The 14,227-nt window shown below is 44.5% G+C and carries 13 protein-coding genes and 1 tRNA gene; 7 read left to right on the forward strand and 7 right to left on the reverse strand.

Annotated features, from left to right (window positions below):
* The first annotated feature begins 3 nt into the window (after nucleotides 1–3).
* Together flgM and R7Q46_RS22705 are read left to right on the forward strand one after the other, a co-directional pair.
* Entirely contained in the window at nucleotides 4–318 is a 315-nt protein-coding gene (flgM, locus tag R7Q46_RS22700) for a flagellar biosynthesis anti-sigma factor FlgM (protein WP_213872109.1), read from the forward strand.
* A gap of 27 nt (nucleotides 319–345) precedes the next feature.
* The gene (locus tag R7Q46_RS22705) at nucleotides 346–771 is read left to right on the forward strand and encodes a flagella synthesis protein FlgN (protein ID WP_012842057.1); all 426 of its coding nucleotides are present in this window, start codon (nucleotides 346–348) and stop codon (nucleotides 769–771) included.
* A gap of 112 nt (nucleotides 772–883) precedes the next feature.
* Here the strand turns inward: R7Q46_RS22705 and flgP are convergent, their stop codons facing one another.
* A complete protein-coding gene (gene flgP, locus R7Q46_RS22710) occupies nucleotides 884–1,315 on the reverse strand; it encodes a flagellar assembly lipoprotein FlgP (RefSeq protein ID WP_005382014.1) in 432 nt (143 codons plus the stop codon).
* 9 nt (nucleotides 1,316–1,324) lie between these two features.
* On the reverse strand, nucleotides 1,325–1,963 hold the full coding sequence (locus R7Q46_RS22715) for a FlgO family outer membrane protein (protein ID WP_005382013.1): 639 nt from the start codon (nucleotides 1,961–1,963) through the stop codon (nucleotides 1,325–1,327).
* Between the two features lie 169 nt (nucleotides 1,964–2,132).
* On the opposite strand from R7Q46_RS22715, the gene R7Q46_RS22720 reads away from it, so the two are divergent.
* The 3 genes from R7Q46_RS22720 (at nucleotide 2,133) to R7Q46_RS22730 (ending at nucleotide 4,304) form a co-directional block, all read left to right on the forward strand.
* Nucleotides 2,133–3,266 (forward strand): flagellar assembly protein FlgT, encoded by a 1,134-nt coding sequence (locus tag R7Q46_RS22720; RefSeq protein ID WP_213872110.1) that lies wholly within the window; start codon nucleotides 2,133–2,135, stop codon nucleotides 3,264–3,266.
* A gap of 175 nt (nucleotides 3,267–3,441) precedes the next feature.
* A tRNA-Arg gene (locus R7Q46_RS22725) sits at nucleotides 3,442–3,518 on the forward strand.
* Between the two features lie 279 nt (nucleotides 3,519–3,797).
* Entirely contained in the window at nucleotides 3,798–4,304 is a 507-nt protein-coding gene (locus R7Q46_RS22730) for a hypothetical protein (RefSeq protein ID WP_005382011.1), read from the forward strand.
* Nucleotides 4,305–4,420: 116 nt separating this feature from the next.
* On the opposite strand, the gene R7Q46_RS22735 is transcribed toward R7Q46_RS22730, so the two are convergent.
* The 4 genes from R7Q46_RS22735 to chiP all read right to left on the reverse strand — a co-directional run bounded on the left by R7Q46_RS22735 (nucleotide 4,421) and on the right by chiP (nucleotide 9,471).
* On the reverse strand, nucleotides 4,421–5,383 hold the full coding sequence (locus R7Q46_RS22735) for an OmpA family protein (RefSeq protein ID WP_005382010.1): 963 nt from the start codon (nucleotides 5,381–5,383) through the stop codon (nucleotides 4,421–4,423).
* A gap of 641 nt (nucleotides 5,384–6,024) precedes the next feature.
* Nucleotides 6,025–7,452: a glutamate--tRNA ligase gene (gltX, locus tag R7Q46_RS22740; RefSeq protein ID WP_005384075.1), complete on the reverse strand. Its 1,428-nt coding sequence runs from the start codon at nucleotides 7,450–7,452 to the stop codon at nucleotides 6,025–6,027.
* A 177-nt stretch (nucleotides 7,453–7,629) separates the two neighbouring features.
* The gene (locus R7Q46_RS22745) at nucleotides 7,630–8,226 is read right to left on the reverse strand and encodes a DUF2057 domain-containing protein (RefSeq protein WP_054729756.1); all 597 of its coding nucleotides are present in this window, start codon (nucleotides 8,224–8,226) and stop codon (nucleotides 7,630–7,632) included.
* Nucleotides 8,227–8,349: 123 nt separating this feature from the next.
* The gene (chiP, locus tag R7Q46_RS22750) at nucleotides 8,350–9,471 is read right to left on the reverse strand and encodes a chitoporin (RefSeq protein ID WP_005382007.1); all 1,122 of its coding nucleotides are present in this window, start codon (nucleotides 9,469–9,471) and stop codon (nucleotides 8,350–8,352) included.
* Nucleotides 9,472–9,949: 478 nt separating this feature from the next.
* Between chiP and R7Q46_RS22755 the strand changes: the two genes are divergently transcribed.
* Nucleotides 9,950–12,646: a copper-translocating P-type ATPase gene (locus R7Q46_RS22755; protein ID WP_318077800.1), complete on the forward strand. Its 2,697-nt coding sequence runs from the start codon at nucleotides 9,950–9,952 to the stop codon at nucleotides 12,644–12,646.
* Nucleotides 12,647–12,667: 21 nt separating this feature from the next.
* Nucleotides 12,668–13,117, forward strand: a complete 450-nt coding sequence (locus R7Q46_RS22760) for a DUF411 domain-containing protein (RefSeq protein WP_005382005.1) — start codon at nucleotides 12,668–12,670, stop codon at nucleotides 13,115–13,117.
* A gap of 65 nt (nucleotides 13,118–13,182) precedes the next feature.
* Here the strand turns inward: R7Q46_RS22760 and R7Q46_RS22765 are convergent, their stop codons facing one another.
* Nucleotides 13,183–13,875 carry an oligogalacturonate-specific porin KdgM family protein gene (locus tag R7Q46_RS22765; protein ID WP_318077801.1) on the reverse strand — a complete coding sequence of 231 codons (693 nt, stop codon included), beginning with the start codon at nucleotides 13,873–13,875 and terminating at the stop codon, nucleotides 13,183–13,185.
* Nucleotides 13,876–14,227: the final 352 nt, after the last annotated feature.

Raw genomic sequence — 14,227 nt, forward strand, 5'->3', positions numbered from 1 at the left:
AACATGGCAGGTATAGATAATATACGTTCAGGGCAAATGATGACGACAACAAGTCGCGCACCTGCACGTAACGATTCCAATGCTACCAGCACGACAGAATCAAAAAAGGCGCCAGCGCAACAAGACGCAGTATCACTCAGCCAGCAAAGTAAAGCCGTCAGTAAACTCCAGAAGGATATGGCAGCTTCTCCGGCATATGACAGCGCCAAAGTTGCAGCAATCAAAGAAGCTATCACAAACGGTTCATACACAGTCGATCCTGAAAAATTGGCTGACAACATGATTAAGTTTGAAAACGAATTGCAAGGCAAAAGCTAACTGACTTAGGCCGAAGGTAAGTATTTTATGGCAGCATTAGTCGATCTCGTTAATTTCCAGCTAGAAAATGCTAAAGCACTTTCCGCTGTTTTACGCCAAGAAACACAAGCAATCACGGCGCGTGTCTCTACCGAGATTGAGAATATTGCCAAACAGAAGATGACACTCATTGATCAGCTTAGAACGACTGATCAGCGAATCGCCTCTCACCCGCACGTCAATCAACTTACTGAAGATGAGCACCTAAGTCAGGTTGTTGCTCAAATCCAATCGATCGTCCTCGACTGTCAACAAGTCAACAAAGTAAATGGTGAATCGCTTAGTCGCGCACAGCTGAGTTTCAATAAACTCAATAACATGCTTCAGCGAACTCATGGCAAAGTGGGCATGACCTACAATGCCGGTGGCAAAACCCATACTATTTCGACACTTGGCACCAATATAAAAGCCTAAACGTCACTCCTGCCCCACCATCTCTAGAATGTAGATATAAAAAAGCGACTCATTGTTGCCAATCAGCCGCGGGAAAGATTATCTGGTCTTCTGAAGTAATGCGCTTAGGGCATTAGAACAAGGTTTGTTGACGCTTCTCAGGCACCTGTTGAACTTCTCCGTAATCACGTAGCTTATCCATTTTACGGATATCCAGACGCAGCTCAGTCACATAACTGTCTTCAACAAGATAACTACGCACAACTTCTGCACCACGAATTACACCATCGACGGCACCAGTGGTGCTTTCAATACCCAAACGTTGGTCTTGCAGCTCTGCACGTCCACTAACACGCATGCCATAAACTTGCTCTGCTAGCTCACGATAAGCATCAATTTTTGATGCACGCATCGCTCGTACACGCTTTTCTTCTACTGTGCGGCCTGTTTGCTCACTGACACTGGCGTAACCCACTGCCACTAAGATTTCATCTTGACGCATCTGTTGTAATGGCTGACACCCCACCAATATCAGTGTGGCAACAATAAATAATAACTTCTTCATGCTTCTATCCTATGGACGGAGAATCACAGTGTACGGCTGACGAATGGTTGGGTCTGAGCGAATCAACACACCATCTTGTGTGCGGATGCTATTTAACGTATCTAAGTCACGCCCAATACGGTCAGCCGGAAGGAAACCTTGCGCTGTCGCTACAACTACACGGCTTTGCATGCCAACCACGCGTGCATTGACAAGCACTCCGCCCTCTTGGCGCAGCATTGTTCCGGTCAGTACATACTGAATTTGCTGCTCTTGAGCTAAATCTTGCCAATCACGACTTAAAGCAAAATCGCCCTGCTGCGTCACTTGAATAGAGCCCGTAGTTTTGAAATCAACCACTTTAAACCCTCGGCGCTGAAACTGATGGATAAAACCTTCAGAGACCGAGTTACCTAACCAGTTTGTTGCATCCATATTTTGTAGATCAACAAACGAGGTAATCGCAATCGGTGTCCGCGCTGATACTGCCACATTAGAAACCATCAGGTCTTCTGTCATGCTCTCAATGAAAAAGTCCATCGTATGACGCGGACTATCCATCAGCATGAACTGGCTTCCCGAGTACGGTTCTTTACCATTGTAAATCGGTGAGTACGCGCACGATGTCAGAAGCGTCATCATCGATGCGGCGACAAGCCACTTTTTCATGGTTTGATTCTCCAGATAATCTTAGGTGATACCGTTCTTTATTAATTCCTTTCCAAGAAAGTGAATATTGGAACAGTCTTTGCTTTTCTTTGTTTGCCTAACGAAGAAAAACCCACCAAACTTCACTGAATTTGTTAAAGCAATATTTATACCCGAACGGTTGTAACCAATGAAAAAAATATTAAACAGTCTGTTTTCAATCACTTTAGTGATGCTTGTGCCTTTTAAGGTCATGGCATCTTGGTATGAAGTCACAGGCGTTGCCACCATCGTTTCTTCAGAAGAGACGGCAAGGCTCCATGCGTTGGAAGACGCGCTGTTCAAAGCCGTCGATTTTTCGGGCGCAGATATTGGCAGTATTAGCAACTTGATGCCGCTATTAGAAGAAAGCCGCAACGAATACCAGTTTACCAATCATGAAGTCCGTTACATTTTGGTCGAGTCTGAACGCAAACGTCGCGGTAAAGTCGAGGTAAAAATCCGCGTTGATATTTATCCATCGGCAACGGGTTGCCACACCGATCAATACAAAAAGACAATGCTGGTCGGCAATATTGAGGTCGCATCACCACAACAAGCAGTGATGGGACAAATTTATCAAGTTGGTGACGATTTTAGCCACGTAGTGAACCGTCAACTTGATCAAACCTCACGCAGCTTTGTGTCTGTTGGTACAACGGACTACTCAATAAGCAGCAACTATCCTGCTCGCACTCAAATGATCGCACAAGACAATGGCGCACAATACATCATTGGAGGGGTCATAACCGATCTCACTGCAACGGTCGAATCTCAACTATTGCAAGATGACATCATCAATCGTCAGTTTGCGTTAGAAATGAAAGTATTTGATGGTAAAACTGGCCATGAAATCTTCAACAAAGCCTACCGTGAGGTCGCGCGTTGGCCATTTGCTAAGACGAGTCAAGTGGACACTCGTAGTGCACGTTTTTGGGCATCGACCTATGGCGAGATGATGCTTCGCGTTAGTCGCAATATTATGTTGGATCTGGAGTCGGAGCTGTCTTGCAAAATTACATTGCCAGAGGTTGTGGCAGTCTTCGGTAATACCGTAACGATGGATCTCGGCCGTATGCACGGCGTAAAAGAGGGAGACAAATTGCAGCTTTGGCACACCGCGTCGTTTATCGACCAAAATGGATTGCCAAGAAACAAAGTCTCGCAAAGCGAAATTACATTAACGGTATCACGCATATATGAACACGAAGCGGAACTGACGATTGATCAGCCAAATTTAGCATCTAGCGTTCAAATTGGCGACGTAATGAACAAGATCCTATAAAAGCAAACATTAAGTCTTGAGATATGCTCACTTTTGAATATCATAGGCAGCGCATCTTATTTGATTATACCAATGACCGTAGCGAATCGTTCAACGTGATGCTGATACAGATCTGGTAGATTGCTAGATTTGAACTCAGTAAAACAGTGCAATGAACTGCAACTATTGGTATTACGCCCCCATGGCACAGCTGGATAGCGCAGTCCCCTCCTAAGGGACAGGTCGTAGGTTCGAATCCTACTGGGGGCGCCATATCATAGCCTTAGCTCCCACTTGAGCTAAGGCTTTTTTGTATCTTCAATTTCAAGCCTCGCACTTCTCCCCCTAGTACATCGTGTTAGGTAATCTTCCCAGTAATCAATATGATCGGATCGGGTGTTTCGGTTACGGGATAAAGTCTTCTACTGATCTGACTTCTTCCCCTTGAAATCATTTCAACAAGCCCTATTTACAGTTTTGTATTTTATTACTTTAATTATCTATGAGTTTTGCTTACCCTTTTAGCTATTAATAAAATTATTAGTTAGCACTATGTCTAAGAGCAATTTAATAACTAACACTGGACACCGCTTTATTTCTAAAGGCAAGACAGCCTTTAAGATACATATCCATACCCCCGAGGATACGGTACTACACCGCTCGGTAGGATTTGTTCGTATTGGAGAAAAGAAAGGCTTACAAAAAGCCATTAAGCTGAGAAACGAGTTAGGCCGGCAAATGTGGGGCAAATTCTGGCGACGTCTTTTGAAAGACCCTTACCTAATGACTAGGCTTCCACATAGCGTTGAGCCTAAAATCGTTCACAAGCCTAACCCTACTCTTGAAAACCCTGACAACCGAGATACGTGTTACATCGCCAAGTGGCGAGAGTTCAATGATGACGGCGAGTATAAATATAAAACGGTGGTTCGCTCTATTAGTAAGTACGGCAAACTTGCCGCCTACATGCAAACCAAAAAAGCGTTGTTAGAAGCACATAAAGATAACTTGGAGATCCTGACATTTATGGGGCGTTTAAACAGCATTGATCTTAAGTAATACCTGGCCACTTTGAACATTTCAGTCAGTTTTTTTGAAGAGAAATAAAAAGCCCCAAAGAGCGAACTCTTTGGGGCTTTCAGCTTCAGTCTTCTATACTACGGTCGAATAGGAGCTTATTGCTGAACTTGGTATTCAAATTCTGGAACAACGACTTCTACGCGACGGTTTTGTTGACGACCTTCACGAGTGTCGTTTGAAGCGATTGGGTTGTTTTCACCTTCGCCACGAGCTTGGATACGTGATGAATCAATACCTTTTTCAACGAGTGCGTTAGCAACAGACTCAGCACGTTTTTCAGAAACTTTTAGGTTGTAAGCTGCTGGACCAGACGTATCTGTGTAACCTACAACTTCAACGTTCGCTTGTGGGTGCTCGTTTAGGAAAGCAACTAAGTTATCAAGTTTTGCAGCGCTCTCTGGTTTTAGAGTTGTGCTGTTTAGATCGAAGCTACCTGTACCAATTGTTTGAGTTTCGAATGTTTTCGTAACTACAACTGGCTCTTCTACCACTTCTTCTACAACCACTTCTTCAACAACAACTGGCTCTTCTACGATTACTGGCTCATCGTTGCCGCCGAATTTGAAAGAAACACCTAGTGTTGCAGTGTTACCTGTCGCACGAGTTACATCGTTGCTGATGTCAGTCAGTGTTTGGTATTCCGCACGAGCTGTTACGTTTTGGCTTAGGTTGAATTCAAGACCAGCCGCGCCTAGGTAAGAGTAATCATCTTTGCCATCAAACATTACGTAAGCGCCACCCACTTTACCGTAAAGTGCGATGTCTTCAGTGATTGGTAGGCTAAATTTAGGAGCAAGAGTGATCGCTTCTACGTGGCCACCGAAAGAAGTTTGGTTAAAATCACCGATATTGTCGAAACCCGCTTCTACTGCGAAGTATTTATTCATTTCGTAACCAACAAAAGCGCCAAGAGTAGAATCGTCTTTGTCACAAGCCTGGCCCGCTACACACGCGTCTTCCATCCATGACTTACCCATCTTACCACCAACGTATACTTCTGCTTGTGCTGCTGAAGCCATAAGTAGAGACGCTGAAATTACCGCTGCTAATTTTTTCATTATTGATTCCTCTAAAGAAGTTCTTTTGTTAGATGCCGAAATGCGCCGTCTGACTGACGTTGTATTTCAATTCTTTTTATTCATTCCTTGAGTGAGATACTTAGTCAGCTTCTTTTTATGCACATGCACTTTTTTTATGGAAGCAACTTACGTATATTTCCTGTTCAGTGATACATATCGCCATCTCGGTATCGCTGACGGGATGAACTATAACGCTAAGAAATCGCGAGAAAAATCCCAATTCTGTCAATTTATTGTCATCAAAAATCTCGACAACATGTGATCTTAAGCAAAAAAATCCCCACGCAATCACCACGCAAACGTTTGCTTTGTTTTTTGAAACAACATAGCTAAAGCAAAGGTTTTTTCTTAAAAATGAGACAAACAAAATGGAACTTTAAGGAACATGGATAAAAATCAATCAGATATTTGATATATAATCGCTCGTTTTTTATTCATGCCAACGATATTTGGATTAAAAAATCTTATCCATATTGAGGTAAATTACAGGTGAAACCATCTCTTCATTCACCAATATGAGAGAAAGTTTCTCGTTATCTAAGTTGAAGATACAAAAAAGCCGCGGTTGCTCACCGCGGCTTTGTGACTATTTATTCAAAAGAACGTTCAGTTCAAAACAATTATGCGTTTGCTTCACGCTCAGCAATGAACTCAAGCGCCATCTTAATGCGAGCAATACAACGCTCTTTTCCAACCAGCTCCATTACTGCATCGACAGAAGGAGACTGACCCCCGCCTGTTACAGCAACACGTAATGGCATACCGATTTTGCCCATGCCGATTTCCAACTCTTCACATACTGCTGCGATAACGCCATCTTTGATGTTCGCTGTCGTCCACTCAGTTAGTGCTTCCACTTTCGCTAATGCAAGTTCTAGAGGCTCTTTAGCCACGCCACGTAGGTGTTTCTTCGCTGCGCCCGCTTCAAACTCAGAGAAATCTTCATAGAAGTAACGGATTTGCTCAGCTAGCTCAACTAGTGTGTTGCAACGCTCACCCACTAGCTTGATCACGTCAGTAATAGCAGGACCATTCGTTACGTCTAGTTTTTGTTGATCTAGATGCCATTGTAGATGCTCAGCAACGTACGCAGGATCTGAGTTCTTGATGTAGTGGTTGTTCAACCATTGCAGTTTGTCAGTGTTAAAAGCAGACGCTGACTTAGATACTGCGTTTAGGCTAAATAGATTGATCATCTCTTCTTGAGAGAAGATTTCTTGGTCCCCATGAGACCAACCAAGGCGCACTAGGTAGTTGTTTAGTGCCGCAGGCAGGTAGCCCATATCGCGGTATTGCATGACTGATACAGCGCCGTGACGTTTAGACAGTTTCGCGCCGTCATCACCCAGGATCATTGCACAGTGTGCAAATGTAGGTACTGGCGCACCTAGTGCTTCGTAGATGTTGATTTGACGAGGCGTGTTGTTGATGTGGTCTTCGCCACGAACAACGTGAGTGATACCCATGTCCCAGTCATCCACTACTACACAGAAGTTGTAAGTAGGTGAACCGTCAGTACGACGAATGATTAGGTCATCCATTTGATCGTTGCGGATTTCAATGCGACCACGGATTTGATCATCAAATACTACGCTACCTTCTTTCGGGTTACGGAAACGGATAACACATGGATCGCCATCTTTTGCCGCTTCGTTTGCTGCTTTGATTTTTGGATGGTTAGCATCGTAGCGAGGCATTTCTTTATTTGCTTCTTGCTCTGCACGGATTTCATCTAGCAGCTCTTTGGACGCGTAACATTTGTAAGCTTTGTCTTCAGCAAGAAGCTTATCAACCATTTCGTTGTAACGGTCAAAACGTTGAGTTTGGTAGTAAGGACCTTCATCCCACTCCAAGCCTAGCCATTCCATGCCTTCAAGAATTGCATCAACCGCTTCCTGAGAGTTACGCTCAAGGTCTGTATCTTCGATACGTAGAACGAATTCACCACCTTGGTTTTTAGCGTATAGCCAAGAGTAAAGTGCAGTACGCGCACCACCAACGTGTAGATAGCCAGTTGGGCTAGGAGCAAAACGAGTTTTAACCGTCATTTGAGTTCCTTAGGGGTAATGAGCAACGAGAGATCTCTCGTTGTAATGTCAAGGATAAAAGTGGCGACATTTTACCACCGTAAGTCAATTCTACAATCGGTTTGACAACAGAAATAAAAACGGGGCAGAACCAAAAAGGCACAGCCCTGCTATTTACTGTTAAAGCACGAGACGAAATTACTTCAGGTTACGCATTGCCCATTGCATAAATTCTTGCTGCTCTTCACGGCTCAATTCATTAAACGATGCTTTGATTGTTTTGGTTTCCGCTGGAGAAGACGCAATGCTTGCCTTAGTCGATTCTTTATTCATTGCGTTATTATAGTCGGCAACTTCTCGTTCATAATCACGAAAACCTTGCAAACCACCTTTACGAAGTTGAACCATAGAGAATGCCACTTCTTTTCCGTTTTTGTCTTTCAATACCACTTTAGGATCGAGTTCGAAGGCTCTCGCCTCTTCAATAGTACGGAATGTTTGATAAGTCAGAGAAAGCTCGGTGTCTTTTTCTGAATCAAACTCTAATACCAGCGGCTGCGAATCGAATTTACGGCGCTTTCCATCTTCAAATACAATTTGTCCAACCGTTACCGCTAATTGGTTTTCCCCATCCTTTAACTCGATGCTGTTGTTCTTGGATATCCACTCAGGGTAGACGAACTCGCCGTTGAGAACGCGAGGAACTAATTCAGATTGCAGAGTGAGTTGAGCAGCAAAAGCTGGCGCCGAAAGCATTGCGCAAAGTCCGAGAAGTGTCGTTGTTTTTTTCATCATGGTTTCTCACTTTATACCAATTTAGATAAGCCTCTAAAACTTACAGGCCAGTCATTTCAAAGGCTTATTTGAATAAGTATCAAGATAAAAAGGGCGTTTCCGCCCTTTTAGCTGCTTCTTTAGTTAGAAGTAGTATTCAACACCTACAGAGAACTCGTCGTAGTCAGCAGACTTCCAACGTGCTTCTGTTGGTTTATCTAATTGAGACGCACCGTCGCCAAAGTCTAGAGTACGAGCACGTACGTACAGCACTGCCGATGGGTCTACGAAATACATAACTTGTGCTGATAACACATCGTCCGCTGTATCGTTAATTTTCTTACCATCACGCTCGAGATCAAAGTTAGCGGCGTAAGCCAGTTTGTATTGCCAATCACCCGTGGTGTACATGATAGCGGCAGACATTGCATCTTGCTTTTCACTCACACCATTGCTTGCGTCCGCCTCCATGTATTTGTATTGCGCGAAGAAAGAGATTCCGTTATCAAACCAGCCTTGTGCCCCTACCAAGTACGTGTTGTTTTCCCACGTTTGGCTTTCCATCTTGATATTACGGTTACCTTCATATGCAGCATCTAACTGGATAGGACCAATTTTGTAGTGTGCTGCGATACCACCCCAGTAGTCATCCCCTTCACCTAGACCTGCTTTATCACCTGCACCAGCTGCGATATCTAGGGAGAATTTGTCAGCAAACATTGGAGAGTCCCAGCGGATAGTGTTTGATTGACGGTCTTGGTACTTGGCGCCACCAATAGCACCACCCCAGTCGTATACATCGCCCAGGCCAGGGTTAGATGCTGGCCAGTCAACCAATTCGTACATAGGTGTCAAAACGCGACCCAGGCGAATTTGCCCCCAAGATGCACTTTCAAAACCGACGAATGTGTCACGTTCACCAAGACCTGCGCCCTCGCCACCAAAGCTAGGGTCTACATAACCGCCTTCGATTTGCCAAATAAAAGTAGGGTCGAAGTTAGCAAATTGTTTCTTACCACGGAAACCGATACGAGATTCGTTGTTTAGCTGCATGCCACCCAAGTCATCGTCCGTTGCTTTGCTGCCAGAATCGTAATCGCGGTACGCGGCCTGCATCGCGATGATCCCGTAAACTTCATAAGAAAATGAATCTTTGGTTAGAAACTCTTTTGCTGCGTCACTGTTTGCACCATCAGCAAATGCAGCACCACTGAACATCATGCCGGTAATTGCCGTGGCAAGTAGGCTTTTCTTTAGGTAAGACATTATAAACCCCTATATTTTTAGTTTTTTCCATTTTCAAATTCACTAACTAGGACATGGCAGGAACTTGAAACAGTGTTTGGACGGGGCAAATATGACAAACTTTTTTCGCACTAAAAAACTTTCCCTACAGCAATCTGAGCGACTTCAAAATGAGAAGATCAAAAATAAAATAAATCAATAAAAAACAATTGTTTAACATCAAATATAAAAAATAAAAAACGTTAAAAGTACGTTTTGACACTGAACTGACATTGAGAGTATCTAAAAAACGTGAGCAACTTCATTCATCTTTTAGGTGTTTTAACGGAACTTTATATTCAAAGAGAAAAAACCTTGAGATCACTCGCAAGTAAAATGACCGTGCACTTGTGGGATTCGAGAGATTTTGACGAAATTGTTGTGAGTAGCAAATGGGTATTGACCTTACCCTTGCAGGAAGGTTTAAGCTCATAGCATCACTACTATTGAGGTGCAGATTATGTATCAGTTAGTTATACCTTTATCAGGGCTCAACTGCATGGGCTGTGCGAGAAAAGTTGAGAATGCTTTACATGCGAATCACGATGTGGAGATCCTCAATTTGTCCCCGACGCAAATAGAGGTCAAAACCGAGTCTTCTCTTAAAGAGCTCGTCTCGTCGATTGAATCTCTTGGTTACCAAGCAGGAAATCACTACGAACTAAACCTTTCAGGCTTAAGCTGTGGCGGCTGCGTCAAAAAACTTTCATCTTTATTAGAATCTAATCAAGACGTTATTTCTTTTGAGGCTTCAACAACGCACTTAGAGATTCGTACCCTCCTCTCCGAGCAACAAGTGATCGACTTAATAGCAACACTCGGCTATACCGCCAACCTTGATTCTGTCGAAGTAGAGAACGAAAGCTCACCAGAGACCGAACAGGTAGAAAAGCAAAGCAATATTAAAGATACGCAGGTGCCACCAGCGAGTATTCAATTGCAAATGCTGATTCAAGGCATGACGTGTGCGAGTTGCGTCTCTTCAGTAGAGAAAGCACTTACTAACGTAGAAGGCGTTGAGAAAGCACAGGTCAACCTCGCAGAACAAAGCGCACTAGTATTCGCAAGCCAAGACTCTGATGACCTCCTTAACGCAATTGTTGAATCGGTAAAACAAGCCGGTTACCAAGCAGAGATCCTACAAGACGCCGCAACCCAGCAAGAAAAGCAAGCACAGCAACAACGTCAGCAACAAAAATGCTTTAAGCTGGATGCTATTGCTGGCCTTGTCGTCGGTGCCCCTTTAATGATTTGGGGCGTTGCTGGCGGCAATATGATGATTCGCAACACCAACGACCAATTAGCTTGGGGCGCGATCGGTATCGTATGTTTACTCCTTCTTGCCACAGCAGGGAAACACTTCTTCAGTAACGCTTGGTTAGCAGCTACTCATAAGCGCGCCACCATGGACACGTTAGTCGCGCTCGGTACTGGCGCAGCGTGGTTCTATTCGATGCTTGTGGTGATTTTCCCAGACTGGTTCCCTCTTGCTTCACGCCACGTGTACTTTGAAGCGAGTGCAATGATCATCGGCTTAATTTCTCTTGGTCACTATATAGAAGCAAAAGCCAAAGCAAACACAACACGCTCATTGCAAGCTCTGATTAACCTGCAACCTCAGCAAGCTACGGTAATCACGGAACAAGGCGATCAACAAATAACGGTTGAGCAAATCACGCTAGGCATGAAACTGCGTATCAAACCAGGCGAGAAAGTGCCTGTTGATGGTGTTGTGATTCAAGGTGAATCATACATTGATGAGTCGATGCTCACTGGTGAACCAGTACCAGTGTTAAAAGCGCAAGAGGCTCAAGTGTCTGCTGGGACATTAAATACCGATGGTGGATTAGTCATTGAGGCAACGGGCATTGGCGCAAATACCATGCTGGCTCGTATCATCCGCATGGTGCGCACAGCGCAAAGCAGTAAGCCAGCCATCGCGAAACTGGCAGACCAGATTTCATCGGTGTTTGTCCCTGTCGTTGTTGGCATAGCAATACTGGCCGCGCTCGTTTGGTTTGCCGTTGGCCCAGAGCCAAAAGCGAGTTATATGCTGGTGGTCACCACAACCGTCCTGATCATCGCCTGCCCTTGCGCTCTAGGCTTAGCAACCCCACTTTCTGTCACGGTGGGAGTGGGTAAAGCCGCAGAGCTCGGCATTCTGATCAAAGACGCCGACGCCCTTCAATTGGCAAGCAAAGTCGACACGGTTGTATTCGACAAAACTGGCACGCTTACCCAAGGTAAACCTAGCGTTCAGCAAGTGTTTACTCACGCCACCAGCCAAGAAGATCTATTGGCTTTAGCGTATGCGGCAGAGCGTCAGTCTGAGCACCCACTGGCAAAAGCGGTATGTGATTACGCCAAACGACACGACGCAAAGGGTGTCTCATTAGACAAGTTTGAGAACGTTCGCGGGCGCGGCATTTGGGCGACGTATCAAGATAAACCGCTGCTCATTGGTTCGCTTCAATTTATGCAAGCAGAGAACGTCGAGACCAGCGCACTAAAACCCGCCATCGATGAATGCGCAAAAAATGCGTGGACTCCGGTAGCTGTGGCATTGAACGGCGAACTGATCGGTCTGATCGCCATTGCCGACCCGATCAAATCAGATGCGAAGCAAGCGCTCTCTGCATTAAAATCGCAAGGCATCAAAACGGTAATGCTGACGGGCGATAACCAACACGTTGCCAATGCTATCGGCCAAGAACTTGGTATTGATGAAGTGATTGCCCAAGTAATGCCAGATGAGAAAGCTCAGCACATTGAGCAACTTCAATCTCAAGGACATGTCGTGGCAATGGTGGGGGATGGCATTAACGACGCCCCTGCTCTCGCGTTATCCAACCTAGGTATTGCCATGGGTAGCGGCAGTGATGTCGCCATTGAAAGTTCGCAAATGACCATCCTGAACACATCACCAATGGCGGTAGTACATGCGATTGAACTCTCTCGCGCTACACTTAAGAACATGAAGCAAAACCTATTTGGTGCCTTTGTTTACAACTCGTTGGGTATTCCAGTTGCCGCTGGTGTGCTTTACCCAGCGTTTGGATTTTTGCTCAGTCCTGTTGTCGCAGGAGCGGCAATGGCACTGTCTTCAATTACTGTCGTTAGTAATGCAAATCGACTACGACTGTTTTCAGTAAAATAACTACTTCTTTTTGAGGGTATTATGAAGTTGAAACTATTGACCTTTGCAATGCTTGCGACCGTGTCCGCCAACGTATTGGCAGCCGATGTCATTAACCATAAATCACCATACTGTGGCTGTTGTGGAGAATGGACAAAACACATGGAAGAGAACGGCTTTACGGTCGAAGAAAAATTGCACGATGACATGAACGCCATCAAACGCGATCTAGGCATCAAGAATGAACAGCTTTACTCTTGCCACACGGCAGAGATCAACGGCTATCTGTTTGAAGGTCACATTCCAGCCGAAGACATTAAAGCGTTTTTGAAAAATCCACCACGTAACGCAAAAGGCCTATCAGTACCGGGCATGCCAATGGGCTCCCCTGGTATGGAATATGGCGACAAAAAAGACAGCTACACCGTTTACGCCTTTAACGAAAAAGGCCAAGTGTTCGAATATAGCCACCACGAAGGCAACGACCAATAAAAACAAAGCCCAGCGAGATAAACCGCTGGGCTTTTTCTTAATGGACAGTTAAGACAAATATAAAATTAGAAGCCGTAAGAGGCACCAAATACAAAAGCGTTATTCACTAGGCTGTCACCACTCGCGTTTTCTGCACCGTGTGCTTGACTACGGAACTCAAAGTAAGGTTGAACACCTTTACGAGTCCACGTTGCACGAAGCTCGTGGTCCATGGTTTCCGCTTCAATCATGTAGACGTTGTTGTAGCTTAGCGTCACATCCTCATTCATCACGTAACCGATGCGGTTGTCCATGCGGTAATCTGTATCCGCATCTGCGTCTGTCGCATCAATGTGCGCACGAGTACGGTTACTTAAGGAGATGCCGTTATCGAAGTTGTAACCGATCTTAACCAATGGACGGTACTGTACATTCTCGCCAGCAGAGAACAGGTGTTGGTAACCCGCGGCAACCCATAAATGATCGGTAATATTAAATGACTGCTCACCACCCACAGTGATTGCTGGTGTTGTGTTACCTGCGCCACCGTTTTCTGTTTCCAGTTTACCCAACTGAATACCATCAAATTCGGTGTAAACCGTAAAGCCGCCGAATTGGTTATCAAAAGTATGACCAGCTTCTAGTGTAGACGTAACGTCCGAACCATGAATTCGACCCTCATCGTGGAATTGAACATTACCTGTTACGTAAGAAGAACCAGCAAAAGCGCTAGAAGCGAAAGCGAGAGAAAGAGCACTCAGTGCAAAAATGTTTTTCATAATTACTGCCTTTATTTATTCACGTTATGCGATAGTTTTAGAGGGCATCTCTTCCCTTTTATCGCAAACTTTGGAATGTGCCTCCTTTGCGTTCGCAATATTGTTTTAATTAATTCGCGATGGAAAATAAAACATTTTAAAAAGTGATCTTGTTCAAACCGAAGCTCAACAACCCTGATAAAAACATGGGAAATACAGGCACTTATCGTATTTTTATAAAATTATTCAAAAAATAGAAGTGTGATCATAAACAGGTTGTTTATTGATATTTAGCAGATTAAGTCGATCCAGTTCACAATAACCTTGACCATTGCAACCAAAAACTTATTTATCAATGAAAAATAATTAGACA

This window comes from Vibrio sp. 811 (assembly GCF_033339195.1).

Coding starts and splice junctions, on each gene's coding strand:
- R7Q46_RS22760 (WP_005382005.1), top strand. CDS start 12,668: ATGAAGTTGAAACTATTGACCTTTGCAATGCTTGCGACCGTGTCCGCC.
- R7Q46_RS22755 (WP_318077800.1), top strand. CDS start 9,950: ATGTATCAGTTAGTTATACCTTTATCAGGGCTCAACTGCATGGGCTGT.
- R7Q46_RS22720 (WP_213872110.1), top strand. CDS start 2,133: ATGAAAAAAATATTAAACAGTCTGTTTTCAATCACTTTAGTGATGCTT.
- R7Q46_RS22745 (WP_054729756.1), bottom strand. CDS start 8,226: ATGATGAAAAAAACAACGACACTTCTCGGACTTTGCGCAATGCTTTCG.
- R7Q46_RS22735 (WP_005382010.1), bottom strand. CDS start 5,383: ATGAAAAAATTAGCAGCGGTAATTTCAGCGTCTCTACTTATGGCTTCA.
- gltX (WP_005384075.1), bottom strand. CDS start 7,452: ATGACGGTTAAAACTCGTTTTGCTCCTAGCCCAACTGGCTATCTACAC.
- R7Q46_RS22730 (WP_005382011.1), top strand. CDS start 3,798: ATGTCTAAGAGCAATTTAATAACTAACACTGGACACCGCTTTATTTCT.
- R7Q46_RS22705 (WP_012842057.1), top strand. CDS start 346: ATGGCAGCATTAGTCGATCTCGTTAATTTCCAGCTAGAAAATGCTAAA.
- flgM (WP_213872109.1), top strand. CDS start 4: ATGGCAGGTATAGATAATATACGTTCAGGGCAAATGATGACGACAACA.
- chiP (WP_005382007.1), bottom strand. CDS start 9,471: ATGTCTTACCTAAAGAAAAGCCTACTTGCCACGGCAATTACCGGCATG.
- flgP (WP_005382014.1), bottom strand. CDS start 1,315: ATGAAGAAGTTATTATTTATTGTTGCCACACTGATATTGGTGGGGTGT.
- R7Q46_RS22715 (WP_005382013.1), bottom strand. CDS start 1,963: ATGAAAAAGTGGCTTGTCGCCGCATCGATGATGACGCTTCTGACATCG.
- R7Q46_RS22765 (WP_318077801.1), bottom strand. CDS start 13,875: ATGAAAAACATTTTTGCACTGAGTGCTCTTTCTCTCGCTTTCGCTTCT.